1 protein-coding gene is annotated in these 1,655 nt (G+C 58.5%); it reads right to left on the bottom strand.

Translation table 11 applies throughout. The annotated features are described in order from the left end of the window. The coding region (locus H5U02_15455) for a DUF1156 domain-containing protein (protein MBC7343815.1) at window positions 1-1,655 on the bottom strand (1,655 nt) is incomplete at both ends.

The raw sequence follows: 1,655 nt of genomic DNA, 5'->3' as shown, positions 1-1,655 counted from the left end.
GAGCCTCGTCGTAGGGAAAGCTGGCCAAGCCAAAAATGCCGTAAATGGTTAGAGCCATAGCCGCTTCCGGGTTAAGATCGTTAACCTCCAAGCGACCCTGGGTGAGACGAGCCATCTGGTAATGGGCAACCACAGCGCTTGCCTCATTCATGGCCCGGGTGGGGCTGACCAACTCATCCCCGTCCAGCACCGGCCAGTGCTCGGATAGCACCTTTAAGGCTCGGCCGTAGCTCGCCACCATCTCGTCCACCGGGCTCAGCTTCAGCAGCTCAAACTCCTTCAATCCTTGTCGCACTGCCTCCCGCACCCGCTGCACCACGCCGGTACCGCCCAGGCCGGTCCAGGTAGCGGGCACAGCCCCCTTGGTCTTACGCTTGCGGCAGGTGAGAAAGATGGAACTGGCAGCAGCTGCCATGTCCTTCTGGTGAATCGACTCAGCCGCCTCTGACTCCACCGGCATGGAAGACGTGATCGTCCACCCGCTTTCGATTAGAGAGCGCGTAAGTGCCTCCCAGGCCTCCTGGCTCTTGTGAGTAAACATAATAGTCATCAAGCCGTCGTCCTTGAGGACCCGCCGGCATTCGGCAAAGATTTCACCCATCAAGCGCTCGTACTGCCTCTCGGCGCCGGCGGCCGAGCCATCCCGGGCTGGGTTGGCCACGGCCTCATCCAGCTTGTTGGTTAGCCGGCGCCGAAATAGGTCCGGATAAAGGTCCTGAAGGGTGCGCCGCTGCCAGACGTAGAAGTAGTCGGAGAGCTCCGCATACTGAACGTTGTTATAGTAGGGCGGGTCCATGCACACCAGGTCAACCGACTGGTCGGGCAGGTCCAGGTGGGCAGCGGTGCCGAAGAGGATGGTTACCGGCGGCGCGGCCCCGTTAAGCCTTTCATGCAGGGGCTTTAATAATCCAGCTATTTTGGCGTAGGCATCAATTATCTGCGAGAGTGCCCATTTCAACCCCGAATTTGCACCCGATAAAATGAGTTCCCCAAAGGTCCATTTTATCGAAAAATCATGGCGTGTGAATGTATGTGATACAACTCCCCTGGTAAAATGCCACAAAGTCTGCTTGCTGTTGTAATCCAATACTTTATCAAGTGTGAACTGGAGATACGTAATAACCGCGCGGCCGCGTTCCTCGCCCAGCTCCTCGAGGATCTTCGGCTTGAGCCGGTTCAGTTCCTCTACTAGAACGAGGTGGCCAAAGAGCTGGCGCGGCGTAAACATGTCGCACCAGCGGGTCATACCTGCGCGAAGAGGTTCCATGGTTTTATGGCCCCTGGGGATGCTCTCAATAGGAATAAGCCCCTGCCGCTCCCATTCAGGCCAGCGCTCCTGCAAGCGTCTTTCAGCTTCGGCTAGGGCTTTGAGATCCAAATCGTTGGGCGGCCGGAAGAAGCGGACCTTTTCAGTCATGATCTGCCCAGCCTTTTCCCCGCTCTGGTAGCGCCGCGGCCTTCCCTGATCGTCCAGCTTGGGCTGGTAGCGCACCGCCACTACGCAGTAGAGCCGGTCCCGCCACTTTCCGTGCGGCGATTCCCCCCGGGCCTGAGCCTTAATCTCATCGGCGGGAATGGCCTGGTGACAGTGGACACATAGGCCCACACCATTGTTCACAGTAGCGAAGTTGGGGTCCTCACCTCCCGGCCCTCGG

It is taken from the genome of Clostridia bacterium (assembly GCA_014360065.1).
GTDB lineage: Bacteria > Bacillota > DSM-521 > Neomoorellales > JACIYF01 > JACIYF01.
This window is presented reverse-complemented; position numbering and strand designations above follow the sequence as displayed.